At 63.1% G+C, this 26,625-nt stretch carries 20 protein-coding genes; 14 read left to right on the top strand and 6 right to left on the bottom strand.

The genetic code is table 11. The features are described 5' to 3' along the window. Nucleotides 1-52: 52 nt before the first annotated feature. A complete protein-coding gene (locus tag PCK14_RS09645) occupies nt 53-3,520 on the bottom strand; it encodes a PKD domain-containing protein (protein WP_269938257.1) in 3,468 nt (1,155 codons plus the stop codon). A 609-nt stretch (nt 3,521-4,129) separates the two neighbouring features. On the opposite strand from PCK14_RS09645, the gene PCK14_RS09640 reads away from it, so the two are divergent. The 5 genes from PCK14_RS09640 to PCK14_RS09620 are packed head-to-tail and all read left to right on the top strand — an operon-like array spanning nt 4,130 to nt 9,464. Further along, on the top strand, nt 4,130-5,557 hold the full coding sequence (locus tag PCK14_RS09640; protein WP_269938256.1) for a hypothetical protein: 1,428 nt from the start codon (nt 4,130-4,132) through the stop codon (nt 5,555-5,557). Continuing rightward, entirely contained in the window at nt 5,554-6,795 is a 1,242-nt protein-coding gene (locus PCK14_RS09635) for a hypothetical protein (protein WP_269938255.1), read from the top strand. Before PCK14_RS09640 ends, PCK14_RS09635 begins: the two co-directional genes overlap by 4 nt. 8 nt (nt 6,796-6,803) lie before the next feature. Then, entirely contained in the window at nt 6,804-7,664 is an 861-nt protein-coding gene (locus PCK14_RS09630) for a sulfotransferase family protein (protein WP_269938254.1), read from the top strand. Next, nucleotides 7,661-8,557 carry a Wzz/FepE/Etk N-terminal domain-containing protein gene (locus PCK14_RS09625; RefSeq protein ID WP_269938253.1) on the top strand — a complete coding sequence of 299 codons (897 nt, stop codon included), beginning with the start codon at nt 7,661-7,663 and terminating at the stop codon, nt 8,555-8,557. Before PCK14_RS09630 ends, PCK14_RS09625 begins: the two co-directional genes overlap by 4 nt. Beyond that, nucleotides 8,529-9,464 carry a glycosyltransferase family 2 protein gene (locus PCK14_RS09620; protein ID WP_269938252.1) on the top strand — a complete coding sequence of 312 codons (936 nt, stop codon included), beginning with the start codon at nt 8,529-8,531 and terminating at the stop codon, nt 9,462-9,464. Before PCK14_RS09625 ends, PCK14_RS09620 begins: the two co-directional genes overlap by 29 nt. Before the next feature lie 3 nt (nt 9,465-9,467). On the opposite strand, the gene PCK14_RS09615 is transcribed toward PCK14_RS09620, so the two are convergent. Continuing rightward, nucleotides 9,468-10,379, bottom strand: a complete 912-nt coding sequence (locus PCK14_RS09615; RefSeq protein WP_269938324.1) for a sulfotransferase — start codon at nt 10,377-10,379, stop codon at nt 9,468-9,470. Nucleotides 10,380-10,748: 369 nt separating this feature from the next. Here PCK14_RS09615 and PCK14_RS09610 point away from each other — a divergent pair, with 369 nt between their 5' ends. From PCK14_RS09610 to PCK14_RS09590, 5 genes are all read left to right on the top strand, one after another. Beyond that, nucleotides 10,749-12,290, top strand: coding sequence for a hypothetical protein (locus tag PCK14_RS09610; RefSeq protein WP_269938251.1), 1,542 nt, complete (start codon nt 10,749-10,751; stop codon nt 12,288-12,290). Between the two features lie 6 nt (nt 12,291-12,296). Beyond that, on the top strand, nt 12,297-13,856 hold the full coding sequence (locus tag PCK14_RS09605; protein WP_269938250.1) for an oligosaccharide flippase family protein: 1,560 nt from the start codon (nt 12,297-12,299) through the stop codon (nt 13,854-13,856). A gap of 188 nt (nt 13,857-14,044) precedes the next feature. Then, nucleotides 14,045-15,658 carry a CBM96 family carbohydrate-binding protein gene (locus PCK14_RS09600; protein WP_269938249.1) on the top strand — a complete coding sequence of 538 codons (1,614 nt, stop codon included), beginning with the start codon at nt 14,045-14,047 and terminating at the stop codon, nt 15,656-15,658. Nucleotides 15,659-15,860: 202 nt separating this feature from the next. Beyond that, the gene (locus PCK14_RS09595) at nt 15,861-16,829 is read left to right on the top strand and encodes a hypothetical protein (RefSeq protein WP_269938248.1); all 969 of its coding nucleotides are present in this window, start codon (nt 15,861-15,863) and stop codon (nt 16,827-16,829) included. A gap of 364 nt (nt 16,830-17,193) precedes the next feature. Beyond that, nucleotides 17,194-17,658, top strand: a complete 465-nt coding sequence (locus tag PCK14_RS09590) for a hypothetical protein (protein WP_269938247.1) — start codon at nt 17,194-17,196, stop codon at nt 17,656-17,658. 76 nt (nt 17,659-17,734) lie between these two features. On the opposite strand, the gene PCK14_RS09585 is transcribed toward PCK14_RS09590, so the two are convergent. From PCK14_RS09585 to PCK14_RS09570, 4 genes are all read right to left on the bottom strand, one after another. Then, nucleotides 17,735-18,985 carry a sulfate adenylyltransferase subunit 1 gene (locus tag PCK14_RS09585; RefSeq protein WP_269938246.1) on the bottom strand — a complete coding sequence of 417 codons (1,251 nt, stop codon included), beginning with the start codon at nt 18,983-18,985 and terminating at the stop codon, nt 17,735-17,737. Then, nucleotides 18,985-19,905 carry a sulfate adenylyltransferase subunit CysD gene (gene cysD / locus PCK14_RS09580; RefSeq protein ID WP_269938245.1) on the bottom strand — a complete coding sequence of 307 codons (921 nt, stop codon included), beginning with the start codon at nt 19,903-19,905 and terminating at the stop codon, nt 18,985-18,987. Before cysD ends, PCK14_RS09585 begins: the two co-directional genes overlap by 1 nt. Next, entirely contained in the window at nt 19,902-20,729 is an 828-nt protein-coding gene (locus PCK14_RS09575; protein ID WP_269938244.1) for a 3'(2'),5'-bisphosphate nucleotidase CysQ, read from the bottom strand. The genes cysD and PCK14_RS09575 overlap by 4 nt, the downstream gene beginning before the upstream one ends. Nucleotides 20,730-20,804: 75 nt before the next feature. Continuing rightward, on the bottom strand, nt 20,805-22,397 hold the full coding sequence (locus PCK14_RS09570) for a sugar transferase (protein WP_269938243.1): 1,593 nt from the start codon (nt 22,395-22,397) through the stop codon (nt 20,805-20,807). A gap of 773 nt (nt 22,398-23,170) precedes the next feature. Here PCK14_RS09570 and pssD point away from each other — a divergent pair. The 4 genes from pssD (at nt 23,171) to cysC (ending at nt 26,624) form a co-directional block, all read left to right on the top strand. After that, nucleotides 23,171-23,611: a PssD/Cps14F family polysaccharide biosynthesis glycosyltransferase gene (gene pssD, locus PCK14_RS09565; protein WP_269938323.1), complete on the top strand. Its 441-nt coding sequence runs from the start codon at nt 23,171-23,173 to the stop codon at nt 23,609-23,611. After that, nucleotides 23,608-24,174: a hypothetical protein gene (locus tag PCK14_RS09560; RefSeq protein WP_269938242.1), complete on the top strand. Its 567-nt coding sequence runs from the start codon at nt 23,608-23,610 to the stop codon at nt 24,172-24,174. Before pssD ends, PCK14_RS09560 begins: the two co-directional genes overlap by 4 nt. 199 nt (nt 24,175-24,373) lie before the next feature. After that, nucleotides 24,374-25,312 carry a sulfite exporter TauE/SafE family protein gene (locus PCK14_RS09555; protein ID WP_269938241.1) on the top strand — a complete coding sequence of 313 codons (939 nt, stop codon included), beginning with the start codon at nt 24,374-24,376 and terminating at the stop codon, nt 25,310-25,312. 25 nt (nt 25,313-25,337) lie between these two features. Next, the gene (gene cysC / locus PCK14_RS09550) at nt 25,338-26,624 is read left to right on the top strand and encodes an adenylyl-sulfate kinase (RefSeq protein ID WP_269938240.1); all 1,287 of its coding nucleotides are present in this window, start codon (nt 25,338-25,340) and stop codon (nt 26,622-26,624) included. Nucleotide 26,625: the final 1 nt, after the last annotated feature.

Genomic DNA, 26,625 nt, shown 5'->3' with positions numbered 1-26,625 from the left:
AGGCCCCGCCAATTTGCTGTGGCGGGGCCTGAAGTAGGGTCAAGCGGTTCGGCTACGGGGCCGGTGCAACCACCACTGTTCCCATGACGGCACTGGCGGACGCACTGTCCGCCGTTGCCACGAGGCCACCCGCAGCGGGTCCTGCGAGCACTCCGTTGCTGTCAGCCAAGAGCCAGCTCATGTGCCCTGCACCTGTGCCGGCACCCGTTTGGCGGACTGTTTGCCCGGCAGGTGCGGCCCAGCTGGTGGTGGCAGCTGTCTTGTCAGCCCAGTAGGACAGTGCCCAGGATCCGGTTGGTGCAGCCAGGGATGGCGTTGTGTGCGCCGCCCTGCTCACCGTTTCCGATTGCAGGGCAAACGACGCTGCTGCCACCGTGGCGTTCCGGTACGCGCTGACCACCAAGGTGCCGCGGTTGTAAGTCGCGGTCCCCACTGTCAGTGTGGCTCCGGCGTCGGCGGCGACAGCCACCTTCGAGTAGACAACCCCTCGCATGGATGCCGTTGCTGCATTGGCAAAGTCATTCCATCCGGCCGGCCCCGTCACTGCAACGGTGCCGGAGTTGGTGCTGAAGGCCGCCACCAATACATCGCCGGCTTGGACAGACGCCGGAATGGTGACGGTGTGCGTGTTGACCGAACCCGTGGCATTGCTTGCGGCCGAGGCCACAAACGCCACGGGATTGGTCACTGGCGGATTCGGGTCCGCAGCCACGGTGACATCGGTGGTGATTACACCGGTGGCACCCTGGTTGTCGGTGACGGTCAACTTGACGGGGTAGGTTCCGGCGGCAGCGAACGTATAGGACGTCACTGCCCCCGTCGCCGTTGCCCCGGCCGGGAGCACCCAAGCGTACCCGGTCACCGTCCCGTCACTGTCGGTGGAGCCCGAACCGTCAAAGGTGCAGGCCAGGAACGTGCAGTCGCTGGTGAACGAGGCCACCGGCGCCACATTGGGCGGGGGCAGCTGCGCCACGGTGACATCGTGGCTGACAGTCCCTGTTGCGCCGTCGTCGTCCGTCACCATCAGGTTGACGGTGTACGTCCCGGGGGCTGCGAAGGTGCGGCCGAACGTTGCAGCACTGCCGCTGCCGCCGTCCGAGCTGGTCCACGCATACCCTGCAACGGTTCCATCTGAATCCGTGGACCCGCTGCCGTCGAAGGTACAGGCCAGGCCCGTGCACTGGGGTGCAAAAGCTGCGGTCGGTGCCTGGTTTGGCGGCGGGATGACGGATCCTGTGCCAACCTTGTCAATCAGGGACCTTGCGGCCCAATTGGTGCCGTCAAGTCCCGGACCGCTAACCACGGTTGAGGTGCCACTCACGGCGCCGTTTCCAGCGGAATCGGCCCAGTTCATGGTGTTCAGGTTGCCATCAATGGAGGCCCAGTACAGGTGGCCTCCTGCCAGGAACATTCCCTTGACGTTCTTCCAATCCATGCCGCCGGTGGGTCCTGTGATTGTGAACCGTTGCGAGCCCACAATTTGGCTGCTCAGATCGAAGTACCGCATGTAGAGGTTGCTCTGCCCCGTCAGCGTGTAGTAGATCCTGCCGTTGGAGAAGAACATGCCGGTCATGGACTGCATGTCGGCACCGAAGTTGGTCAGCCCGTACAGGTTCAGCGCAGTGGGTGCGCCAATTTGGGTCCCATTGAAGGAGCGCTGCTGGAACTCTCCCGTTGAGGTGGCCAAGTACAGGCTGCCGTTGGCGACGAATCCGCCTCGGACGTTGTCCCAGGGAACGCTGCCCGTGACTGCCGCGATGCTGCCCGATCCTGTTGTCCCATCGAAGTACAAGGTCTTCATCTGGTCCACCTGCCCGGGCGGTGGTGCGGCGGCATCCAGGTCAACGATTTCCAGGCCGTTGACTGCAGGGTTTTCCACCACGTGGTCGAACTCGATGTTGACCGTTCCGTCACTGGTGATGTTCCTGGAAAGCATGGTGCCAACATTGTGGCCAACGGAGGCGTTGATGTCGTAGTTCTGGAACGCCGTCACCCCGTCCACCTTCATGGTGAATACGCGTGAACCGGCGGTCGAGGTGCAACCGCAACGGTCGGCAAGGTAAATCCTGACCTGCAGGTGCTTGCCGGCGGGAACCGGGAAGGACCAAATCATTTCAGGGTTGCCGTTGGCGTCCCACCGCTCCGTGGAGAAGATCGACGTCGGCGTGGTTGCCGGCACGGCAGCGGTGGTTGCACCCACGGTGTCGTAGCTGGCGGCGTTTCCGGTGTTCCGGTACGTGCTGCCCGGAGGGGCAATGTCACCGATCCAGTCCATTCCGCCATCAATGCTGGGAATGGTGTCACCGCCGGTGTTCACCCGGTACAGGTAGCGGGCGTCCAGGGCTGTGTTCAGGGAACCGCTCTGCATGACGTCCACCGGCAGTGCCGGGGCGCTGGCCGTTGGAATGGTGGTGCCCCCGGCCAGCGGGAACATCGCAATCCTTGCCCTGTACAGGTACCTGGCAATTCTGTCGGTGTCGGAACCGACCCAGAGACCCTGCGAGGTGGCCATCATGTCAAAGACGCCACGGCCGCGGTCACGGCCCGGGTTCCAGTCAATGGGCATGCCGTTGGCTGTGTTGAGGGCACCAATCCCCTCGCGCTCAACTGCACCCTGCCCAGCCCTGTCCGCTGCAAACGGATTGTTGACCCACCGGTTGTGGCCGCCGAAGTAGACGGTGCTGCCAGTGTTTTCCAGGGCGTAGATGCTGTCGCCGCCCGTGTAGTCAACCCAGGTTGGGGTCACAGCTGCTCCCGAGGCACCAATCTCCCAGCGTGACATGCTGTCACACAGGCTCGGCGGGCCGCTGCCATAGCCGCCCATGGACCCAAGGACAAAGAAGCTCCCGTCAGGAGAGAAATCAAGGTCGTTGAGATAGTAGGCGAACGAAGAGTAGCAGTTCGGCTTCCACTGGTCCGTTGCCCAGTTCTTGACTGTCACCGGATTGGTGGTCAGGTCGATCATGCCAACCTGCACACGGTCCAGCCCGTCCATGGTGCGGAAATTGCCGGTGACCACCATGGTGGCCCCGTCCGGGGAGACATCGAACTTGTGCACAAACGTTGTGCCGCCCAGGTGGGTCCCGGCGAATGCCACGTTGACATTCGAGCGCAGCGCACCGGTAGCGGGGTCAAGTTCGGCCAGCTTGGACCGGGGCACGTTGCCAATTTCGGTGAACTCGCCGGCAATGAACAGCCGGCTGCCCACCAGTTTCATGTCGTGCACCACGGCATCAACGAGCCCGGGATTGAAGCCCGCCACCTTGGCTCCATTGCTGATGGCAAGCCGGGTCACCTTCGTCACGGATGCGCCGTTGAGCGTGCCGAACTGGCCGCCCACGTAGACGCTGTTCCCGTCAGCTGCAGCGACCACGCTGCGCACGGTGGCGTTGAATTGCGGCGCAAAAGTGGTGCTGATTACGCCTGTGTCCTTGTTAAAGGCAACAATATTGTTGCGTGTGAGCACCGGACCGCCGGTGCTTGCCTGGACCTGGGTAAATTGCCCTCCCAACACGATCATGTTGCCAGCTTGGGCGATCGAGAAAACAGTGCCGTCCAAGACATTGGGCGTGTAATTTACAGGCGTTGACCTGACAACTGTTGTTAGGGTTTGATCTGATGCCGTCGCGGCGCTCGGAACTGCCAATCCCGCAGCGACAACCATCAGAACCCCGGCAAAGACTGCTATGTATCTTCGCATGGACATTCCTCATTCTTGAGATACGAGTCATCCCCACAGCACACTGTGGGCCCGGCTCCACATGATTTTGTTACTTCTGAGACCGAGATTTGGACTCGGATGCCTCATTATGGCTTTCCACCAAGGCCACTGGAAACACTCTATTGAGCCCTCAAATACTAGGAGTTTGGGCAAAATTACTTGTGTCCCGCTCCGCCACTACTGGGCAGCCGCCGAATTCACGGTTTTCCGGGATCGGGCCCTGTCCCAAGATGCCCGCGGCCCGTGCCGGAAGGGCTACTTGTTCCCGCTCCCGGCGCTACCTGTCTATGGCTGTTTAGCTGTTTAGCCCCTCCCCGAATGATTCCATCGCCACTAGGCTGGCTGCCAAGGAAGGTTTTGTGGACCACTTATTGACCGGAAGTGTTGGGGCGCATCTTGGGAACACCGTTGAACAGTCGGCTGAGGCAGGCGTGGGCAACCGCGCCCTCAAGCCCCAGGAGGCGGGGGCGCCTGCGGGACATCGGATCCCACCTGGCCCACTCCCCCGCCCTGCCGCTGATCGTGTTCTTTGCCGGCTTCCCGCTCTGGTGGGCCATGGGCCTGGGCATCCTGGGCTTTCTGGTCATGTCACTTCCGCTGGGATACCACCTGCTTCGCCAGCGCAAGATCCTGGTCCCGCGCGGGTTTGGGCTCTGGCTCCTGTTCCTGGCCGTGCTGCTCATTGGCATCGGCGTGTTGTGGACACCGGTTCCCGGGCTGGTGCCCGAAGCGGGCATTGCACGCATCCTGCCCTGGTCGTACCGGGTTGCATGGTTCGCCGCCGTGACAGTTGTGCTTCTCTTCATCGGCAACACCTCGGAAAAAGTGCTTCCCCGCAAGTGGCTCATCATGCTCATGGGCTGGATGTTCATCCTGACCGTGCTGGGCGGCTACGCCGGCCAGTACCTGTGGCAGCATGAGTTCCCCTCCCTGCTGGAAATCCTGCTGCCGCGGTCCATGCGGTCCAATGTCTTCCTCAATTCGCTCATCCACCCCGGCCTGGCGCAGCTCCAGGACATCCTGGGCTACCCCGATCCCCGGCCCAAGGCCCCGTTTGAGTATGCGAATTCCTGGGGGGCCAATTTTGGCCTGCTGCTCCCCTTCTTCCTCATGACCTACAGGTACACGCGCAATGCCGGGCAGCGAATGGCCTTTGTGTTTGTCCTCCTCCTGGCCATTCCACCCGTGATCTTCTCCCTCAACAGGGGGCTGTGGGCCGGCCTGGGCGTCATGGCGCTTGTCATTGTGGTTCGCATGGCCATCATGGGCCGGTGGTTCGCCGTGGTGGGGGCCGGGGCCGCGGCAACCGTGCTGTACATGGGGCTGCTCATAACGCCCCTCTGGGAAACCATCCAGACCCGGCTGGAGAACCCGCACAGCAACGAGGGCCGCTCAAACCTGGCCGGCATAACCCTGGAAACCGTCCTCCACTATTCGCCGCTCATTGGCTTTGGGGCCACCCGCAGTCGCCAGGGAAACTTCTTTTCCATCGCTTCCGGTGCCACCGCGGACTGCCACCAGTGTTCACCACCGCAGCTGGGCACCCAGGGCTCCCTGTGGTTTCTTGTCTTCTGCACGGGTTTTCTCGGTGCCGCGCTTTTTTGCGCATTCATCATCCGGCGCACCCTGCCCGTGATCAGCCGGAGCCAGTCCTGGGCCACACCGCTTTTGTACCCTGTGGTCTTCTTCTTCTGCGTGCTGCCCGTCTATGACCTGATCGGCTCACCCCTGATGATCGTCACGATTGCCCTGGGGCTGATCTGGCGCCACGAGCAGGAGGGCAGGAAGCTCCGCCTGCTGCAAAGCCAGCTGTTGTCCCCCCGGGAGTTCCCATGAGCGGGCCGCGCACCTCACCCATGCTTGAGGACCTCGTGGCAACTCTCGAGTGCCTCTTTCCGGAGACCGAGGTGGGACTTTCCAGGGTTTCCTCAGGTGATTCATCCTTCCGGTTGGTTCCCGGGAGGAGGCATCCAAGAATGCTGGTGACGGCCGGCCACCGCTCCGCCGCCGCCGGTTCCCTGGTGCGGCCAAGTGCCGGCGACACATTCCGCAGCTCCGCGCCAAGGCAACTGCTGTCGGCAGTTCTGGCGTCGGGGCTTGGGCCCGTCGCCATGCCGTACGGTTTGACGCTGCGCAAGGGGCCGGACGCGCCCGACTCCATTGCCGACTACCTGGCGGGCGTGCTGGGCCACCCTGTGCTCTTGTCCCTGACAGTGGGTTCTGCCCGGGCCAACCGAAAGCCAATCCTGAACGTGCATTCACCGTCCGGGGCCGAGATTGGCTTTGCCAAGGTGGGGCTGAACGCCCTGACCAACCAGCTGGTGGACAGGGAGTCGGAGGTTTTGGGGCAGTTGGCCAACGCAACGGCAGGTGCGTTCACGCTTCCGCACGCCATTCATGCCGGATCCTGGCAGGGAAACAGCGTCCTGCTGATGAGTGCGCTGCGCCCCGGCAAGCCACGCCGCGGCGGCATCCCCCATGAAGCAGCCGCGGCCATCATCAAAAGCAGTCCCGTCAGCCACGTGGCCATTGCCGGTAGCCCGTGGCTGGCCCAGCTGGAAGCCCAGCTTGCCCCCTTGCGGAAGCAATCCGGGAACGAGCTCCCGTATCTCGTTGACCGCTACCGCCAGGACTTTGGCGATGTTGAGATTCCCTTCGGTGCCTGGCACGGCGATTTCGGCCCCTGGAACCTGGCGCACACGGCCGCGGTTCCCATGATCTGGGACTGGGAACGGTATGCCCATCCGGTCCCTGCGGGGGCGGATGTGGTCCACTACACAGCACACCAGAAACTTCGCCTGCGCGGCGACTACATCGCGGCCCGGGAAATCCTGGAAGGCGCCAGCTACAGTGCGGTGGTCAAGACATTGTCCGATTCCTCATTGCTTGAGGATCCGGACCCGCAGCAGATCCGGGCCATCGTGGTGGGCTACCTGCTGACAATCGCAACACGATTCACCTTGGACGGGCTGTCACCCACAGGCGCCCCCGTGCGGGCCCTGGCGGCCTGGCACCACCGCCTGATTTTCGACCAACTACACAGGAATTCCTTGCCGGGAAGCCGGAAGAAATGAGACCCGCCATGGACACCGTTGCCCAAACCATCCGCCGCACAGCCCGCGGAGGGGCACGTTCGCTGGTGAGCGCCGTCGGGCAATTCAGCGCACCCCTGCGCATGTCCCCAACGTTCATCATTGCCGGGGCCCAACGGTGCGCCACCACAAGCCTGTACCGCATGCTGGCCCAGCACCCGCAGGTTCAACCGCCCGCCTTCAACAAGGGCATCCACTACTTTGACACGGCAGAGCGGTTCCGGCGCGGGCCCAACTACTACCTGGGGCACTTTCCACTCAATGCGGGCGCCAACCGCACCACGCGCATCACGGGTGAGGGCAGCCCGTACTACCTCTTCCACCCCCTGGCCATGGAGCGCATCGGCGCGGAACTGCCCAACGTCAAGCTGCTGGTGCTCTTGCGGGATCCCGTGGAACGCGCCTTCTCCGCCTACAAGCAGGAGACCAAGCGCGGATTCGAGGACTTGCCGTTCCAGGACGCGCTCAACGCGGAGGCGGCCCGCCTGCTCGGCGAGGAGGAGCGGATTGTTGCCGATCCCAACTACCAGTCGTTCTCGCACCAACACCATGCCTACGTGGCCAGGGGCCGGTATGCCCCACAACTGGAACGGGCCTTTTCCATCTTGGGACGCGAACGCGTCATGGTCATTGACGCCGACGACTTCCTGGTGCCCGGCCTGCCCCAGTGGCAGGAGCTGACGGAGTACCTGGGCATATCCGGGTGGCGGCCGGCCGACGTCATCCGCGCCAATGCCCGGCCAAGTGATGCCATGCCGGATGCCGTGCGGGACGGGCTGCGAGCCCAATTCGAGGAGGACGACGTGCGGCTCGCCCAGCTGCTGGGCTACGTTCCGAGTTGGCGCCGATGACCGCAACCCCAACACAATTGGCACCGTCGCACCGCCGCAGCGAACCGGCGGGGCAGAAATACCGCGAGCTGCAATTCGGGGACTATGTGCAGTTTGTCCGCGCGCACTGGGCAATCATCGGCTCCGCGCTCGTGGCGAGCCTGCTGGTTGGGATCGCCGTCCAGCTGGTCCTGCCGCCGCAGTACAGGGCCAGGACGGACATTGCCGTGGTGGCCACCACCAACTTGGCCAAGGCGGGAAAGGTCCCGCGCGACGTGTCCATTGACTCGGCCGTGCAGGTCCTGCTCTCGGACCAGGTCCTGGGGAAAACCGCCCGGGAGACCAATTACCCGGGCCGCTCCAGCGGTTTGCTCGATGACCTGACCATCTCCCCGCTCATCAATTCACGCATACTCCAATTGAATGTCTCCTCCCAAACCCCACAGCAGGCCCTGGATGCTGTCACCGTGCTGGCCCGCAACTTTTTGGACGCCAGGCAGGAGTCGCTCAACGCCGCACAGGAAGCCAGGATCTCTGCCATCAAGGCCCAGCTTGCGACAGTGACGGCTTCCCTGGACCGCCCCACCCCCACTGACCCGCAACAGGCCGTGGGTTCAGAGAGCTCAAACCCGGCCCTGACCCGATTGCAGTCGGACCTGCAGGCCGAACTGATTGCCCTCACAGTCATTGACCCGGACCCGGGCTACATTACGCATGCGGGCACCCTGCCCACCTCAGGCACTCGTCCCGGGTTTGTCATCAGCCTCGCCTCATCCGCCGCCGTCGGGCTGCTGCTTGGCTGCCTGATGGCATATTCGAAGCGCTTCCGCCGCACCCAGTCCGCCGCCCACCTGGTTCTCCGCAGCCACCGCCGAAAGGACATCAGTGCAAAAGCCCCCAGCGACCGCCGCTGACCCCGTGGATGTCATAGTTGCAACCCACGACCGCCCCGAACTGCTCAAGAAGACCATCCGTTCCATCGTTGACCAAACGTACGCCGGCCGCATCCGGATCACTGTGGTCTTCGATGCCAGCGTCGAGCTGAAGGAACTGGAATTCGCCACGCCGTCCAGGGAACTGCGGGTGTGCAGCAACGCACGCACCCGTGGACTGCCGGGAGCCCGCAACACTGGCTTGTTGGCGGCCACGGCCCCCATGGTGGCCTTTTGCGACGACGACGACACTTGGCGGCCCGACAAGCTGGAAAAGCAACTCGCCCTGATGACAGAACGGCAGGCCCTGGGCTGCGTGGGCGGCATAGAAGTCCATTTTGGCGACAAACGGCTGGTCCGCATCCCGGACGCCGACCTGGTCACTGCCGAGGCACTCTCGGGCAGCCGGCTCACGGGCGCCCATCCATCCACCTATGTCTTTGCCCGGGAGCCCTTGCTGGCAAGGGTGGGCCTTGTTGATGAGGATCTGCCCTACGGCTACGGCGAGGACTATGACTACCTGATGCGTGCTGCCTCGGCGGGCGATGTGGTGGTGCTCCCTGCGGTGGCTACCGACGTGCTGTGGTACCCGGAGGGCTCATTCTTTTCGCACAAGTGGGAGGCCATGGCCGACGGACTTGAATATCTCATGCAAAAGCACCCGGGCATTGCGGCGAACGGCCGCGGCACCGCTTGGATGGAAGGGCAGCGGGCGTTTGCCTTGGCCTCGCTGGGAACCCAGCCCAAAAAGGCCATCAAGACGGCGTTCCGGTCAATTCGGCTCAGTGCCGTGGAACCGCGGGGGTATCTGGCCCTGGCAGTGGTGCTGCACCTGGTGAAACCCGCCTTCATTGTCCGCACCCTCAACCGGAGGGGGCGGGGCATCTAGTGGCTATCTGCGACGCACGCTGTAGGCCAGGCGGAGGGGAAAGCTCAGGACTCCCGCAACCCGCCGGTCCCTGGACGGCATGGCAACTTTCCAGGCCGCATCCGCCTTGATCCCGAGCCTGCCGGTCACCATCCTCATGGGGTTGCCGGCAACCGTGTGGTGGGCGGACAGTTCCACGGCATCAGCCTGGATGTGGTCCAGGTCCCCGGGAACCGGCTCAAGGCCGGCGAAGCGCAGAATGTCTTCCACAACACTGCGGGGGGACGCCATGAAATCCTCGTAGTGGACAGTTTTGACTTCCACCTTGAACAGGCTGAGGGCGTGAAACAACAAACCATAAACGGTCCAATTGGTGACGGCAGATACCGTTGAATATCGTGGCATCAATTCCCCGGCCGACCCGGTTTCCGGGCGCTTGACAACCTTCGACCAGGAATATGCCACCCCGCGTGGATCACGCACAACCAAAACGCATTTAAGGTTTACATCGGCGTGCCGCAGAAAATAGGCATAGGCCGGGTGTTTGCTTGAATCGACAATTAGGCTGGCAGCCGCGCTGTCCGCCGCCGCCCGGTAAAGTGCATTTATTCGTTTTACAAAACGGTCTCGCCGGATTCTGCGTCGTGTGGGAGTTACCCCCGTGATCAGTTCAAGCAGGTACCTGTTCCGCACCACAGCCGCACGGTCGGCAACTGCTTCCTGGACGTCGACGTGGGCCCAGCCGCCGAACGCCCTGTGGCCAACGTCGAGCCAGAAGGGACACTGTGAAAACGGCAGCGAACACCCGCACAGCTCGTCATCGCGCAGGCCCCTCTCCCAGAGGTGGAGGACCTCGCCCATGCCGACCACGCCGCGGGACTCGGCCAGGCAGCGCTCCAGCAGTGTTGACCCGCTGCGGCCAAAGCCCCCGAGCATCAAGATGTTCGGCCGGTTCCCCCCGGCCGCCACACCTGCATTGGGCGGCATTGGCGATTGATTCATGTGGCTGCTCCCACCCTGTTGTGGACGTGTCCGGAGATCTCTCAACGACAGTCTTCCACAGCATGTCAAGACTTGCTCAGCCAGTCAGCCGGACCCCTTTGGCGCCACCGTCCATGCCGTGTCCGTTCCTGAAAGTTGACCGTGAATGCTACGCATTTCCGGGCCTGCTATGCAATGATGGGCAATACAGTGGCACCGCGAACCGAACCTCGTTTTTTCAATACAAGGTGAACAATGTTGATTGAACCAGCACCGCGTCAAAACTTCTTTTTCAGGGCGTTACAGCATCACTGGATATCCGCCGTGGCCGTTCTGGCCATTGGCGTGATCGCGGCTGCCGGATTTCTTGTGCAGAGCAAACCGAGCTATTCCTCAACCAGCATCGTTTTCCTGGATCCACTGGCCGGCAATCCTTTTTCGCCGGCCACGCCACCATCCCGCACCGAGCAACTGGCTGCACTGACCACCGAAGCCGGGCTGGTGTACACGGACTCCGTCATCAAGTCCGCAGTGGCCATCGGGGCTTCGCGTGGCACGGTGCTGGGACCGGAAATGCGCGGCGACATTTTCACTGAAGTCCCCTCGAATTCCACAGTGGTTCAAATTACCTACACGCAGCCCGACGCCAAGTTGGCGCAGGCCGGCGCACAGGCCCTTGCCGAGGCCTACCTTGCCTACCGCAAGGACAGGGGAACCCGCGTGGTGGCCGCCCAAACGGAATTGCGGAAACAGCAGCAGGCATCGCTTGAAAAGCTCCTGGGCGACGCATCGAACCGCCTGAATGCCGCCAAGATCACCAATGCGGACCAGGCCCAAATTCTCGAGCTGCAACAACAAGTCACGCTGTATGCCACCCACCTGGCCACTGTCAATGTGGACCAGACAGGCGCGGACGCAACTTCAATCTCTCCTGGCGACATCATCAGCCCGGCCAGCCTTCCGGAGACCAAGGACGGCGTCAACCCCCTCCTCATTGCCTTGGCGATCGGGCTGGTGGCTGCAGCCTTCGCCGTCATGATTGCGCTGGCCCGGGAGAACCTTGATCAACGGATCCGCGAGCCCGAGGACATTGTCTCGGCCGGCGTCGAACCCTTCCGGGGAAGCATCCGCCGCTGGACTTCAGGGGGGACCGCCCTGGTGGACATGGAGGGCTTCAGGCAGCTGGCAAACGTCATCGCCGCGTCCGAGCCGAGCCGGCGCAATGTCCTGTTTCTGGCCGGCACCCCGGCCGGGACGGACACCCACACCATCGCAGCCGGGCTGGCCAGCGCCTTTGACGAAATCGGCACGGCCACAGTGGTGGTTGAGACGGAGTCCCGGGACGGCAGCGATTCAACCCCCGGCCCCCAGGGCCTCACCGACATCCTTGCCGGCGGCACCCCGGTGTCTGACTGCTGGGACCTGCTGGAACTTGACGGCAGCCACTCCGCACTGCCGGCCGGCACCCAGGCCGAATCCCTTGCCAGGCTGGTCCAGAGCCCACGGCTGACAGGCCTATTCCAGGCCCTGAGCGAGAAGGCACTCGTCATTGTCGCAGGCCCGTCACTTGACTCGGGCGCCGGCATTGCCATGGCCCGCCACGCCCGCGAGGTCCTGCTGGTGGTGGATGGCAAGACAGCCACGGTGGCGCACCTGGCCCGGGCGCGGGACTTCCTGCGGCAAATCCATGTGGAGCTTGCCGGAGCCGTCCTGTACAGGCAGCCAAGCCGCTATGCCCCTCGTACGCGGCGCCGCACCTCGGTGGCTGCCGGGGATGGCGGCGGGCCACAGGCGTCCCCTGCAGTTGTGGAGGATCCCGCCGCCACTACACCATCCCTTGAAGTGGTCCACGAGCGCCGCGGCTAGCCTGCTGTGAGCAAATCCGCCGACCGGCAGCCGGCTGTCCCCGCACAGCTGCCGCCGGACCATGAACAACAGCGGGCGGATGCCGGCCGTTCCATGAAGCAAATTGCCCGGTCCGGCGGCGCCAACCTGTTGGGTTCCGGACTCTCGGCCATTGCCGGATTTGCGCTTGTGGTGGTGATCTCACGCCGCTGGGATCCTGCAACGGCAGGCCTTTTTTTCGCCGCGTCCTCGATTTTCCTCATCGCCGTTGCCATCTCCCAGCTTGGTGTTGACCAGGGGCTGGTGCGTTTTCTGGCGTGGAACACCGCCCGCAAGGAGTCCTCCGCCAACCGCCACCTGGTCAGGAATGGGGTGGCGGTTTCGCTGGGTGTCGCCGGCGCACTGGGGGTGGCCGCCATCTTCCTTGCCCCGGCGCTCAACGGACTGCTGGGTGGCGGGGACGCCCCGGAGGAGAGCGTGGGCATGCTGGTGGTCTTTGCGGCGGCCCTGCCCGTTGCCGCAGGCTACGAGCTCATGCTGGCCATTGCGCGGGGTTTTGCGCACATGCGGCCCACTATATACATAGAGCGCATTGTGCGGCCGCTGCTTCAGGTGGGCGCCGTCGTTGTTGCCGCGCTGGCCCATGCCAACCTGGTGTGGCTCGCCATTGCGTGGGCGGGGCCGTACGTGGTGGCGGCGGCATGTGCAGGCGTGGCCGTGGCCCGGATCGCGCGCAGGAGTCCGGAGGCGTTTCCCCAGGGAACACGGTCCACCAACCGTGCGGCGAGAGGCGAGTTTTGGCGCTTCACCATTCCCCGCGGCCTCTCCCGCATGACGCTGGTGGCTTTGCAGCGCTCTGACATTGCCCTGGTGACTGTCCTGGCTGGGCCCGCGGAGGCTGCCATCTACACTGCCGTCACGCGCTTCCTGGTCCTGGGCCAGCTGGCCAACACCGCCATCCAGCAGGTCAGCGAGCCGCAGCTGGCCCGCCTGTTGGCCAACGCAAACATCCCGGGGACCCGCAGGGTCACCCAGCAACTCACCCTCTGGTCCGTTGCCCTCACGTGGCCCATCCACCTGACCGCGTTTGTGTTCGCGGACGTTGTGCTGGGCATGTTGTTTGGCCCTGAATATGAACAAGGCGCCCCGGCCTTGCGCATCCTGGCCCTGGCCATGCTCTTTTCCACAGCCATGGGCCCCCTGGACACCCTGCTGAACATGGCCGGGCGGAGCACACAGTCACTGGTCAACACCACCACAGCCCTGGCCCTGGACGTGGTGGGGTGCCTGCTGCTGGTTCCCCATTGGGGAATCTTTGGCGCTGCCACAGCGTGGGCGGCAGCCATCTGCGTCCGGAACACCTTGTGCTTCTTCCAGGTGCGGAAAACCGTCCACGTTACGCCCATGTCGCGTGGCGCGGTCTTCATGATTTGCGCCACGGTGGTGATGTTCCTGCTGCTGCCTGCCCTGGGACGGGGGCTTTTGCCCGACCGTCTCGCATTCCAGGCGTCAATGCTGGGCTTTTCGTGCCTGTGCTATGCAGGCATCCTGGGCTGGAAGCGGCACCTGGTTTCCCCGAAACCCTAGCCTGCCGTACAGCACCCGCTACCCCCGAGTCAAATTTACGTGATCCATAACTTTCAGCTAGGCTCTTGTAACGGTTAAGTAACTATTATCGCAGTTAGCTTGTTGGCTGGGGCCAAGATAGCCGCCGAATTGGAGTTTTTTGTATGACGAACCAATCTTCGTCAGGTTATTCCCTTAGCTCACCCGCAGTGAGCACCCGCCGGAAGTTCCCGGCAACAAAGAAGTTTGTGGCCACGGCCGCAGCCGCCGCCCTGTTGGGTGGCATTGGAGCCATCGCCACGGTGCTGCCTGCGCAGGCCGCCGGTGCAACCACCGCGTCAGCCGATTCCTACACGGTGTCAACGCTGCCCACGCGGAACTATGGTGCAGTAACCAAGATCGCCGTTGGCTCGGACAACAGTGATCTCAAGAACGGATACCTCAAGTTCACCAACCTGGGCGCCATTGCGGCCACGGACACCCTGAACTTGAAACTGACAGTGACTGGTGGCACTGCCGGAACAATCAAGGCTTCCCAGCTGCAGTCCAACAATTGGGCAGAGACCAGCATTGCCTACGCCAACGCCCCTGTTGGCGTCAAGACCGTGGGAACGGCAAAGATCGGCGCGGGGGCACAGTCAGTGACCCTGTCCCTGACCGGCTTGACCAGCACCGACGGAACAGTTTCCATCGGCCTGGCCCGCGAAGCCGGCGGCATCAGCCGCATTGCCTCGCGTGAGGCCGCTGCAGCGCAGCGCCCCACCATTGAGGTCACCGCTTCAACCACGCCTCCCGTGGTTCCTCCGGTTGTTCCCCCCGTGGAGCCTCCCGTTGTTCCCCCGACGACGCCGGGAACCAACTGCACCGTTTCGGTCACGCTCGTGCCCAGCTGTGGCACCTGGTTTGGCGCCGCCGGCAACCCTGAGGGCGGCGAATCATGGGACGCAGCCCAGACCCGTTTTGAAAAAGACTCTGGCCGCACCATGGACATCACGCACTACTACAAGCGTGGCCAGAGCGCCATGTTCCCGACGGCGAACGAGCTGAGCCGCCAGAACGAGACCAACAAGAACCGCATCCTGCTGTACAACTGGAAGCCCTCCGGCCTGACCTGGCGCCAGGTCGCCAACGGTGCCGCTGATCCCTACCTGAAGTCGCTCGGCGCCTACATGAAGGCCAACGCTTCCAAGAAGTTCTTCCTTTCCTTGAACGCGGAGATGGAAGACGAAGTGAACCAGACCCCCGGTTCCGGGCAGACTGCCACCGATTTCCGCGACTTCTTCCGGCACACAACCCAGGTGCTGCGCGCCAGTGGCGGCACCAATGCCATTACGGTGATGAACTACACGGGCATCGAGAAGTGGGGCACCATGTCCTGGTTCAATGACCTGTACCCCGGCGACGACGTTGTGGACTGGATTGCACAGGACCCGTACGCGTTCGGCAAGCCGCCGGTCTGGTTGACCGACTTCTCCGGCATGGTGAACCGCACCAGCAACCCGAAGGTGTGGCCCGGCTTCTACAACTGGGCTGCAACCAACCACCCCAGCAAGCCCCAAATGCTGGGCGAATGGGGCGTGGACGAGGACACCACCTACCCCGACTACAAGCGAGACTTCTTCAACACGGCAGCAAGCCAGCTGAAGCAGTTCCCCAAGCTCAAGGCCTTGGTCTACTGGGACTCCACGGGCTACACGCCCGACGGCACCAAGCTGCCTGTGGGGATCACGAACATCGATTCAAAGGCATCGTCACTGGCTGCTTTCCGCAGCTACATCTCAACTGACGTGATGAACCAGGCACGGAACAGCTACTTCAAGTAGACGCCCGCGCAACGAACGCCCAAGCGCCGCAGCACATTGTGTTGCGGCGCTTGGGCGTTTAATTTCCCTGCGCCGGACGCGTGACCCCTTACATTGTTCCCGGCAGTCTCCTAGGGTGGAAGCACGGGGGTGCCACGAGTGGAAAGGAGATGCAGTGCGGCCACCTTCTGCCCTCGTGTCCACCATTGTCCTGGTTGTCGGCTTGGCGCTGTGCCTGCCGGGAGCCGGTGTCCCCAACGAATGCAACGTCCTCTTCGGCGTGGCAGCGGCCCCCTTGAGAGCCGAACAGACACCAGCCCAGGCCTTGGCGCAATTCCAGACGGATGCCGGACGCAAGGTCGACGTGGCCCATTTTTATGAATTAGGGCAGGAACAGCTTTTCCCGAGTCCCGCGGAAATCGGCATGGTGTCGGGGCCCGGCGAGTCAATCATTCCCTTTCACAACTGGCGGCCGGACGGACTGACATGGCGCCAGGTTGCCGACGGGGCTGCGGATGCGTATTTGCATCAATTGGCCCAACACCTCGGCGAATCGTATTCACAGCCGTATTTCCTCTCGCTGAATGCGGAGTTTGAGCGGTTCGTGGACCCGGCCCCCGGGTCAGGGCAAACACCGGCAGACTTTCGTGACTTCTTTACCCACGTGGTCCACGTACTCCGGTCCGACCCGAACGACAAGTCAATCATCGTCCTGAACTACGCAGGCACGGCCAAGTGGGCAAAGCAGCCCTGGTTTGAAGACTTGTTCCCCGGGCGGGATGTGGTGGACTGGATCGCCCAGGATCCGTATATGTTCAATCCGGCAGCAACACCCACCATGTCCGCGTTGATCAACCAGCCCAGCGGTTCCTGGCCCGGGTTTTATGCATGGGCAGCCGCAAAGTATCCGGACGTTCCCCAGATGCTCGCCGAATGGGGTGTGGAGAATTCCGTCCTGACCGCCCCCTACATTGACAGCTTTTATGCAACTGCTGCGCAGGACATGGCAAAGTTTCCCAAATTGCGTGCCCTTGTCTATTGGAACCGGTCCGGGCTCCACGACGGCGGACGCGATTGGACAATTGACGACACCGCCATAAACGCCAACCCGGATGTCAACAAGGCGTTCCGCAAATTCGCCAACAATGGGTACTTTTTCTCTTCCCCGAGCTGCCGGGACAAACTTCGCTAGGGCTCTCTAACGTCTTCGCAACAGCCCCTGTTTGCACCTACCTATGACGCATGCATTCAATTAGGATCAAGGCAGACAAATCAACGGGTTGTCAGTCTCAGGCGTAATCTCATCGGAGAATTCCATGAAAAAACTGCTCAGCATTGTGGTGGCATCGACAGTACTGGTTCTTGCCGCAGGATGTACACCCAATGATGGGCAGGGGACGGCACAAACGTCTCCCCCCGCCACCAGCAGCAGTTCACCGCGCCCCTCGGGGACGGCTTCCCCAACGCCTGGCGCCACCACTGCCGCCCCCACGGCGGCTGCATCATCAGCGGCTCCGGTGCAACCCACCCAGTCTGCCCCGGCCAGCGGCTCACCCTTGTCTTCCATTGATCTCAACAGCCGCGGCAACGAACCCCAGCAGGTGGGGCAGACCAGCGTGTTCGGCGCGGCAACAGGTGATAAATTTGCGACCCTCACCGCCACCAAGATCCAAACCAACTTCAAGTGCACCGAACCCTCGGCTGCCCCCAGTGTCAACGGGCAGTTTGTTGCGTTGACGATCAATGTCACCACCGGCGCCAACTTTGCCGACTCCGGGTGGCCCAACCTGGCCCTGACCAATGCCGAGTTCAGGGGCTGGGACGCTTCCGGCAAGCAGCTGCTGGATCCGGTGGGCAACAGCATGGGATGCGTCAAGGCCTCTGATCTGTTGAAGTCTCCCATCGAGCCGGGCAACAGCGAGTCCGGCCTGGTCATCCTGGATGTCCCCGCGGGTGCCGGTTCCGCCGCGTTCGTGGTGGGCGGCTTTGAAGGCTCCTACGGCTGGGAATGGCACTGGTAGGCAGGGCATCCCCGACACGCCGAGGGGGCCCGCATGGTGCGGGCCCCCTCGTCGTGCCGGTCCGGGCGGAGAACAGCTAGCTGGCGTTGAGGATCATGCCGGCGGCAACTGTGTTGTTGGTGGCCTCGTCAATGAGCACGAACCCGCCTGTTTGGCGGTTCCGGCGGTACTCATCGGCCAGCAGCGGCAAGGTGGTGCGGAGCCGGACGCGGCCAATCTCGTTGAGCTTGAGTTCGCCCGCACCTGAGTTTCTGTGCAGCGAGTTGATGTTCAGCTCATACTGCAGTTCCTGGACCAGGGCCCTGGCATTTCGGGTGGTGTGCTTGATTGCCAGGCGAAGCCCCGGCTGCATGGGTGTGCTTCCCATCCAGCAGATCATGGCGTCGATGTCCTGGGCCACTGTTGGCCTGTTGTTCTGCCGGCAAATCATGTCCCCGCGCGAGACGTCCACGTCGTCTTCCAGGCAGATCGTGACCGACATCGGTGCAAAGGCAAAGTCGACAGGGCCGCTGGGCGCATGGATGGCTGCAATCTTGCTCGGCATGCCACTCGGCAGGACTATCACCTCATCTCCCACCTGCAGCACTCCCCCGCATACCTGGCCGGCGTAGCCGCGGTAGTCGTGGTGGCTGCTCTGGTGGGGCCGGATGACGTACTGCACGGGGAAACGCACATCCACCAGGTTGCGGTCGCTGGCTATGTGGACGGTCTCCAGGTGGTGAAGCAGCGTGGCCCCCTGGTACCACGGCATGTTGGTGGAGGACTGCACCACGTTGTCGCCTTGAAGTGCGGACACCGGGATGACCGTCAGGTCGGAGATGTCCAGCTTGGCGGCAAAGTCCACGAATTCGCGTCTGATCGACTCATAAACTTCTTCCGACCAGTCCACCAGGTCCATCTTGTTGATGGCCAGCACCAGATGCGGCACCTGCAGCAGGGACACCAGGAAGGTGTGGCGCCGGCTCTGTTCGCTCAGGCCCTTGCGGGCGTCAACGAGGACAATGGCGGCATCGGCGGTCGATGCCCCCGTCACCATGTTCCTGGTGTACTGGATGTGGCCGGGGGTGTCGGCGATGATGAATTTGCGCTTGGGGGTTGAGAAGTACCTGTAGGCAACGTCAATGGTGATGCCCTGTTCCCGTTCAGCCCGCAGGCCATCCGTCAGCAGGGCCAGGTCCGTGTACTCGTCGCCACGCTCCCGGCTGGTCCTCTCGATGGACTCCAGCTGGTCGGTGAAGATCGACTTCGAGTCGTACAGCATGCGCCCAATGAGTGTGCTTTTCCCGTCGTCAACGGACCCTGCCGTCGCGAATCGTAAAAGGTCCATTAAAAGTACCCCTCCTTCTTCCGGTCTTCCATCGCAGCTTCGCTGACTTGGTCGTCGCCGCGGGTGGCCCCGCGCTCGGTGATTCGGGTGGCCGCGACTTCCGCGACGATGTCGGCGGCCGTTGTTGCCTCGGAGCGCACGGCGGCCGTCAAACTGGCGTCGCCCACTGTCCGGTACCTGACAGTGTCCACAAACGTGGGCTCATCCGCGCGCGGCTGGCACACCTCGTGGACGCCGAACAGCATTCCGTTGCGTTCGAAAACCTCGCGCTGGTGTGCGTAGTAAATGGACGGCACCGTGATGCCCTCTTGCGCGATGTAGCTCCAGATGTCCAGCTCGGTCCAGTTGGAGATGGGGAAGACCCTGATGCTCTCCCCGATGTGAATGCGGGTGTTGAACAAGTTCCACAGCTCCGGCCGCTGGTTCTTGGGATCCCACTGGCCAAAATCGTCTCGGAAGGAAAAAATCCTTTCCTTGGCCCGCGCCTTCTCTTCATCTCTCCGGGCACCGCCCATGAGCGCGTTGAACCCGTACTTGTCGGCAGTGTCCAGCAGGACGCGGGTCTGGAGCCGGTTGCGGGAACCGCTGGGTTCCTCCTGGACCAGCCCCCGGTCTATGGCGTCCTGGACGGATCCAACCACCAGGTTGACGCCGAGTTGGGCCACAAGTTGGTCCCGGACTTCAAGGACTTCGGCGAAGTTGTGGCCTGTGTCAATGTGCAGGACGGGGAAGGGCACCCGCGCCGGGGCGAATGCCTTGGCGGCCAGGTGCAGCATGACAATGGAGTCCTTGCCGCCGGAGAACATCAGTGCCGGGTGCTCAAGTTCGGAAACCACCTCACGAATAATGAAGATGGCCTCGGACTCAAGCGCCTGCAGCTGGCTCAGGGAGTAGTTCCCGCCGGATTCGAATGTGTTCATGGTTGATGCATCCCGTCCATGGAGAGACCTGTTGGTTGAAGGCTGTCATTGGTTTCCAGAAGAAGTTCAAGGGCGCGGAGCAAGTCCGCGGCTATTTCCGGGCGGCACAGCAGCAGGTCCGGAAGGTACGGATCCGGCTGGTTGTAGCTCAAGTGTGTTCCATCAATTCTGCTGGCGTGCAGGCCCAGCGCCGTTGCCACCGCAACGGGTGCCGCCGAATCCCATTCGTACTGCCCGCCGCTGTGAAGGTACGCGTCGACTTCGCCGCGGATCACGGCTCCGGCCTTGTAGCCGGCAGAGCCCATGGGCACCAGTTCGGCGTGCATCATGGCGGACAGCGCCTGGGCCATGGGAGAGGGCCGGCTCCGTGAGACCGCGAGCCGCAGGGGCTGCATTGGGCTTCGAGGCCCTGGCCGGGGGGTGCCGTTGTCAAGCACCGTTCCCAGTCCCGGAAGGGCCACTGCGCCGGCTGTCAGCGTCCCGCGGTTCCACAGGGCAACATGGACGGCCCAGTCGTGGCGTCCCTCGGAGAACTCCTTGGTGCCATCCAGCGGGTCAACAATCCATACCCGCTCTGCCCCGAGGCGGTGGGGGCTGTCCTTTGCCTCCTCGGAAAGGATGGCGTCCGCCGGCCGGAACTCGCGGAGTGCGGCATTGAGCATTTGCTCCGACAGCCTGTCTCCCAGGTCCTTCAGCTCCCGGGCAGGGAGGCCGTTGCCCAGCGAATCGGCCTGCAGGGCCAGCAGCATGCCACCGGCCCTGCCGGCAAGAGTGCTGGCCAGTTGCTGGTCGGACTGACCGGCCGTGTCATTGATGCGGTTCATACTAGCTCCCCCAGGATTTGATATGGATCTTAATCAAGCAAATATTCGACGTTGGTCCGGTTGAGGCCCGGCATCTCAGTAGGCTCCCACTGGATCCCGCATGACTTGAAGCGTTCGCCACATGATCATGAAGTCCCCTGTCATGGACCAGTTCTCCACGTAGTAGAGGTCCATGCGGACACTTTCCTTCCAGCTCAGGTCCGAACGGCCACTGACTTGCCAGAGGCCGGTGATGCCTGGCTTGATGTACAGCCGGCGGTAGGTGTGGCCGTCATAGTTTTCCACCTCGGTGGCAAGCGGCGGCCGCGGGCCAACAAGGGACATTTGACCCTTGAGGACGTTGAACAATTGCGGCAGTTCATCCAGCGAATAGTGCCTCATCCAGGCACCCACCTTGGTGACCCTTGGATCCTCGCGCATCTTGAACAGCGGGCCACTGCCTTCGTTCTGGTCCTGCAGCGTTGCCAGGACCTCTTCGGCGTCGGCCACCATGGACCGGAACTTGAACATTTCAAACACGCTGCCGTCGCGGCCCACCCGCTCCTGCCTGAAGATCACCGGCCCTGCACTGTCCCTTCGGATCAAAATGGCCAGCACTGCCAGCAGGGGGGACAGGACCAACAGCCCCGCTGCGGACGCAACCACGTCCAGCGACCGCTTGAGCAGGTGCTTGTAGCCGGTGAATTGTGGCAGGTCCACGTGCATCAGGGGCAGCCCCTCCACGGGACGCACCTGGATGCGCGGGCCGGCCACGTTTGTCAGGGCCAGGGCCACCACGAGTTCCGTGGCGCTCTCCTCAAGCTTCCAGCCCAGCTCGCGGAGGTAGCTGCCCCCGCGGGCCACCTGGCCGGCAACAATGACGGCGTCGGCCTTGTGCTCCAGGACAGCGTCGCAAATGTCGTCCAGTCCGGCGACAACCGGAAGCCTTTTCCGGCCAACCTCGATGTTGCGCTCGGTCCCGGCGTCTTCCAGGGCCACGCCGACCACCTCATAGGCGGCACCGGTCTTCTTGTCGATCTGGTCCACCACATAGGTCACGTCTTCCCTGTTTCCCAGCACAATGACCCGGGACAGGTAGTGGCCGTACGCCCGTTGGCGGGTTAGCCAGCGTCGCCACCCCCACCGGCCCAGCAGGAGCGCAAGGGTTCCCACGGGCATGGTAATAAGGAAAACAACCGACATGCGGTGTGCGCCGTAGATCAGGAACATGACGGCGAGCCAGCCAAAGGCGGCTGTGCTGGCATTGATCAGCTTCTTGTATTCGCCGGGCCCCACACCCACCAGGCGCGGGTCCCGGGTCCGCCACAGCCAAAGGCAGGCCAGCCACACCGTGGCAATGCCGATGTTGGCCTGCATGAGCCTGCCCGAGGTGATGCCCAGGCTGTCGGCGATGGCATCGGAGCTGAAGAATACACAGGCCAGGACAAGCACGGTGTCGGTGATCCGCAGCTTGATGCGGTACTTCCGTGCCCAAGGCAGGGCATAGTTTTCCGAATTCTCATGCCGGCGCCGCATCTTGGCCGGCCGGTGCGGCGGCACGGCCACTACGGTCTTCGCCGCACTGGGCCCACTCACCGCCACCGGCGGGGGGCCGAGTCCGGAAATGGAAACATCGCCCACAAGTTTTCGGATTCCGCCGTTCTGGCTGCTGTGGCCCAGGGGTTTCATGTCAATGCTTCCCAACTGGCTGATGAATCCGGGGCGGGAGGAGTCGTTGCAGGCGCATTGCGCAACGGCCTGGGGCGCCCTGCCTTCCGCAGAGTGTCGACGTGTCAGCAAAGCGCTTCAACATTTCCCCCAGTGTTCATTCGGTGTGAGTGGAAAAGATTCATCCGCACAGCGAAAATGCCTGCGGATCTGCCATCAGCTTATTGAGCGGGGTTTGCTTGCACACGAGTAGCAAGTACTTGAATCGACTGAGTAGGGCTACGTAGTTGGCCATTAAACACGCAAGGAGCCGACGGCGACTGGGGGGCGTTGTGGTCTCGAACAACGCTTTCGCCGCCGGCTCCGCGAAGGGAGCCGACGGCGACTGGGGGTGACGTTGTGGTCTCAGACAACGCCTTCGCCGCCGACTCCGATTAGGGGGCCGACGCCGTCGTATCATCCACACTGCGAATGAGGCACGACGTCAACTATTGGTGCAGGCACCAGGAGCCAGGTTCTTGATTTCGGGCCCATATTTGCCTACTGCGTTAACCCTAGAAAACTAGCTGCCCGCTGTGCACGCGTAGCCATTACGGGGATTCTCCCGGCAACTACTTGACCTGGCATCCGGACTACGGTGGTGGGGCCGGCCGGCCCTGGGGCAAGTACTCCGAACGGCAAGTTAGGTACTCGGTACTCGTGCCTTCGCCCCGGGCCCGCTCCTAGGCTTCATGTCATCGCCCACATTGGATGCATGTTTTCATGTTCGCTGAAAGGACCACCAAGTGAAAGTAATGTTTGTCGCGTCGGCTGGTGGGCACCTGGCACAACTTCTGCCGCTGGAAAGCTGGTGGAAGGACATGGACAGGTCATGGGTAACTTTTCGCCGGCCGGAAGTCGAGGCAGCGTTGACCAACGAGGACGTCACCTGGTGCTATTTTCCGACGACGAGGAACATACCCAACGCGATCCGCAATTTTTTCCTGGCGTGGCCCACCTTGCGTGCGAAGCGTCCGGATGTCCTGGTGAGCACCGGGGCCGGCGTCAGCGTTCCCTTCTTTATTGTGGCCCGCCTGCTGCACATCCACACGGTCTACATTGAGTGTTTCGACAGGATCACCATGCCAACACTCAGCGGACGGCTGTGCTACCCCATGTCGGATGTGTTCTGCGTCCAGTGGGAAGAGCAATTGAGCTACTACCCCGAGGCCATCAACATTGGGCCGATACTGTGAGCGGCGAATACAGCCCCACTGTGGTGGTTTCCGTGGGCACCGACCACCACCGCTTTGACCGCCTGATTGACTGGGTCGAGGACTGGCTGGATTCACGCCCCGACCATCCCACCTGCCTGATCCAGCACGGGGCCAGCAAGGCCCCAACCCTGGCGCGGGGAGTGCTGCGCATGCCCCGCGAGGACCTTCTGCAGTTCTATGCCGGCGCAAAAATCGTTGTGGTCCAGGGGGGCCCCGGCTCCATTCTTGATGCGCGCTCGGTGGGGCACATGCCCATCGCCGTCCCCCGGTTGCCCGAGTTCAACGAGGTGGTGGACGGCCACCAGGTCGCCTTCACCCGGACCATGGCCAGCCATGGCCAGGCGATTGACGCCGAATCCGAGGTGGAACTCATGCGGGCCCTGGATCTTGCCATGAGCCAGCCCGACAGCATGCGCACAGCTCCGCGACTGGCAACGCCGGCGGCGTCCGCGAGCCTGCTGGGGGCGGCCATAGCCGGCCTGGACGACCACCCGCACCACATGGCCCTGCGGCGAATGCGGCAGTTGCGCTCCCACCACTGACAGTGGCTCCCCATGCCTGGACCACCAGGTGGTTGCCCTGCGCCATTGGCTGCCACAGGCCCGGCACACCCTTGAATTGCAACGATTTCCACTACTGTTTTTACCTGCCCGGCTACTGTTTTGGTTCCACGGCAACCACGTGGCGGGCAGACAAATTACGCGTGTCCACACGGAGAACCCGGTGGCAGGATCTATAGGCATGGACCTATCTGTTGTTGCAGTGGCGTTTATGGTTGCCGTGGTTGTTGGACTCACGGGAATGGGCGGTGGCGCCCTCATGACGCCAGCCTTGGTGCTCATTTTCGGCATCCCGCCCCTGGCCGCCGTGTCGAGCGACCTTGTGGCAAGCGCCGTGATGAAGCCCATCGGATCCTGGGTGCACTGGCGGCAAAAGACAGTCAATTTCCAGGTGGTGAAGTGGCTGGTTGTGGGATCTGTCCCGGCCGCATTTGCCGGGGTGCTGATCCTGAAGTGGATGGGCCCGGGGGAACGCGTCCAGGATGCGGTTCGCGTGGCACTGGGAGTGGCCTTGTTGGTCTCGGCCACGCTGATGGTCTTTCGCCAGTACTTGAAGATGGCCGAGCGGGCCAAGCGCAGAAGCGGCACCTCGGTCGCCGAAGTAGAATCGGGCCCCCTGAAGATCCGGCCCTTGCCCACCATTTGCCTTGGCATTGTGGGCGGGGTGGTTGTGGGCATGACCTCCGTGGGGTCCGGCTCCATCATCATTGTTGGCCTCATGGCCCTCTACCCGGTCCTGAAGGCCAACCAGCTGGTCGGCACGGATTTGCTGCAGGCAGTCCCACTGGTTGCCTCGGCGGCCGTGGGCCACATGTTCTTTGGCGACCTGGACCTGGGCCTGACACTCCCCCTGCTGGTTGGCAGCATCCCCGGCGTCTACCTCGGCGCCCAGCTGTCCAGCCGCCTCACCGGCGGATTCATCAGGAAGGCACTGGCATTTGTCCTGGTGGCATCGGGGCTCAAGATGCTCGATGTGGACAACCAGACCACCGCGATTGTCCTCGTGGCCATGCTCATCCTGGCCCCGCTGACCTGGATGCTGCTGCGCAAGCGGCACGGCCTGCCGGCCCTGGCCGTGACGGACATCCGCCAGGTGCGCAAGACGCTGTCAAACCGTTGACCTTTACCTGAAAGTTGTGGCGCACATGAATTCTGCACCCGGCACGTCCCCCGCACCGCCGCACTTCGCGCTGTCCGGCGCCCCACTGGATGAGCTTGAGCTCCTGGTTGGCGGCCTGCTCGCCCCGGCAGACGGCTATGCGCTCCCCGGGGCTGCCCCGGATTCATGGCCCTGTGAATTCACCCTCGAGGTGCCCGATGATCTGGGCAAACAGGCGTTGGCGAGCAGCTGCGCGTTCCTGACAGACCCTGATGGCACCCCGCTGGTCCGCATGGACGTGACGGGCAAAAGTGACGGCGACGGGGGGCGCTGCTATCTGGCCGGCTCTGTGGCAACCATTCGGGCCGCGGAGCATCCCCCCGCGCGGGACATTCGCCTGAGCTCTCCCCTGCCCCGCGCAGGGCGCAGCCGGGCCGCGGTCATTGCAGTCTTTTCCGCACCTCCCCTGCCCTCCGAGCTGGCGCAGTGCCTGGACACGGCCCGGGAGTTGGATGCCGTGCCGTGGTTGATTGCCCTGTGCGGCACGCAGCCGCACGGTGCCTATTCCGTGATGCCCCTGCTGGAGCAGCTCCGTGCCGCGCAGCGTGTGGTCGCCGACGCCAGGGTGGGCCTGCTTGTCCTGCCCGCACCTGACGGTGTCTGCACAAATTCGGGCCTGCTGGGGCATGTCCTGAGCAATCTGGGCGGGGATGCCACGCTTGATTTCACCACTGGCGCAGCCGGATCTTCACGGCCCGCAGGGGGCACGGCCGCCTCCGTCCAGGGCGGCACAGTCATTTTCCTGACCGGCCTGTCCGGCTCCGGAAAGTCCACCTTGGCCCGTGCCCTCACGGAACGCCTGCAGCAAGACAGCCCCACGGCCATCACCTTGCTCGACGGGGACGACGTCCGCAGAAACCTCTCGCCCGGGCTGGGCTTTTCAACCGAGGACCGGGAGGCCAACATCCGGCGGCTTGGCTGGGTTGCCACCCTGGTCTCGCGGGTTGGCGGAACCGTGGTGTGCGCCCCCATCGCGCCCTTTGAGAGCACCCGCAAGGAGGTCCGGCACATGGCCGAATCTGTGGGGAAGTTTGTGCTGGTTCATGTCTGCACACCCTTGGAGGTCTGCGAAGCCAGGGACCGCAAAGGACTCTACGCGAAGGCCCGCAGGGGGGAACTTCCGGGATTCACAGGCATTGATTCCCCCTACGAGGTCCCCACCGACGCCGACTTCAGCATCGACACCAGTTTCATGGCGATTGGCGAGGCCGTGGAAAAGATTGCCGAAAACCTGCACACATGGACCACACCGGTTGCCCGGCCCCACGAATAGT

Source organism: Arthrobacter sp. HY1533, from assembly GCF_027568515.1.
GTDB lineage: Bacteria > Actinomycetota > Actinomycetes > Actinomycetales > Micrococcaceae > Specibacter.
Note: the sequence above shows the minus strand (reverse complement) of the source record. Positions and strands in the feature narration are given on the sequence as shown.

Bases quoted from the DNA above. Each gene is read 5' to 3' on its own strand.
- PCK14_RS09645 (WP_269938257.1), bottom strand. From the start codon at position 3,520: ATGATCGTGTTGGGAGGGCAATTTACCCAGGTCCAGGCAAGCACCGGC.
- PCK14_RS09635 (WP_269938255.1), top strand. From the start codon at position 5,554: ATGAGCGGGCCGCGCACCTCACCCATGCTTGAGGACCTCGTGGCAACT.
- PCK14_RS09630 (WP_269938254.1), top strand. From the start codon at position 6,804: ATGGACACCGTTGCCCAAACCATCCGCCGCACAGCCCGCGGAGGGGCA.
- PCK14_RS09625 (WP_269938253.1), top strand. From the start codon at position 7,661: ATGACCGCAACCCCAACACAATTGGCACCGTCGCACCGCCGCAGCGAA.
- PCK14_RS09615 (WP_269938324.1), bottom strand. From the start codon at position 10,379: ATGCTCGGGGGCTTTGGCCGCAGCGGGTCAACACTGCTGGAGCGCTGC.
- PCK14_RS09585 (WP_269938246.1), bottom strand. From the start codon at position 18,985: ATGGACCTTTTACGATTCGCGACGGCAGGGTCCGTTGACGACGGGAAA.
- cysD (WP_269938245.1), bottom strand. From the start codon at position 19,905: ATGAACACATTCGAATCCGGCGGGAACTACTCCCTGAGCCAGCTGCAG.
- PCK14_RS09575 (WP_269938244.1), bottom strand. From the start codon at position 20,729: ATGAACCGCATCAATGACACGGCCGGTCAGTCCGACCAGCAACTGGCC.
- PCK14_RS09570 (WP_269938243.1), bottom strand. From the start codon at position 22,397: ATGAAACCCCTGGGCCACAGCAGCCAGAACGGCGGAATCCGAAAACTT.
- pssD (WP_269938323.1), top strand. From the start codon at position 23,171: ATGTTTGTCGCGTCGGCTGGTGGGCACCTGGCACAACTTCTGCCGCTG.
- PCK14_RS09555 (WP_269938241.1), top strand. From the start codon at position 24,374: ATGGACCTATCTGTTGTTGCAGTGGCGTTTATGGTTGCCGTGGTTGTT.
- cysC (WP_269938240.1), top strand. From the start codon at position 25,338: ATGAATTCTGCACCCGGCACGTCCCCCGCACCGCCGCACTTCGCGCTG.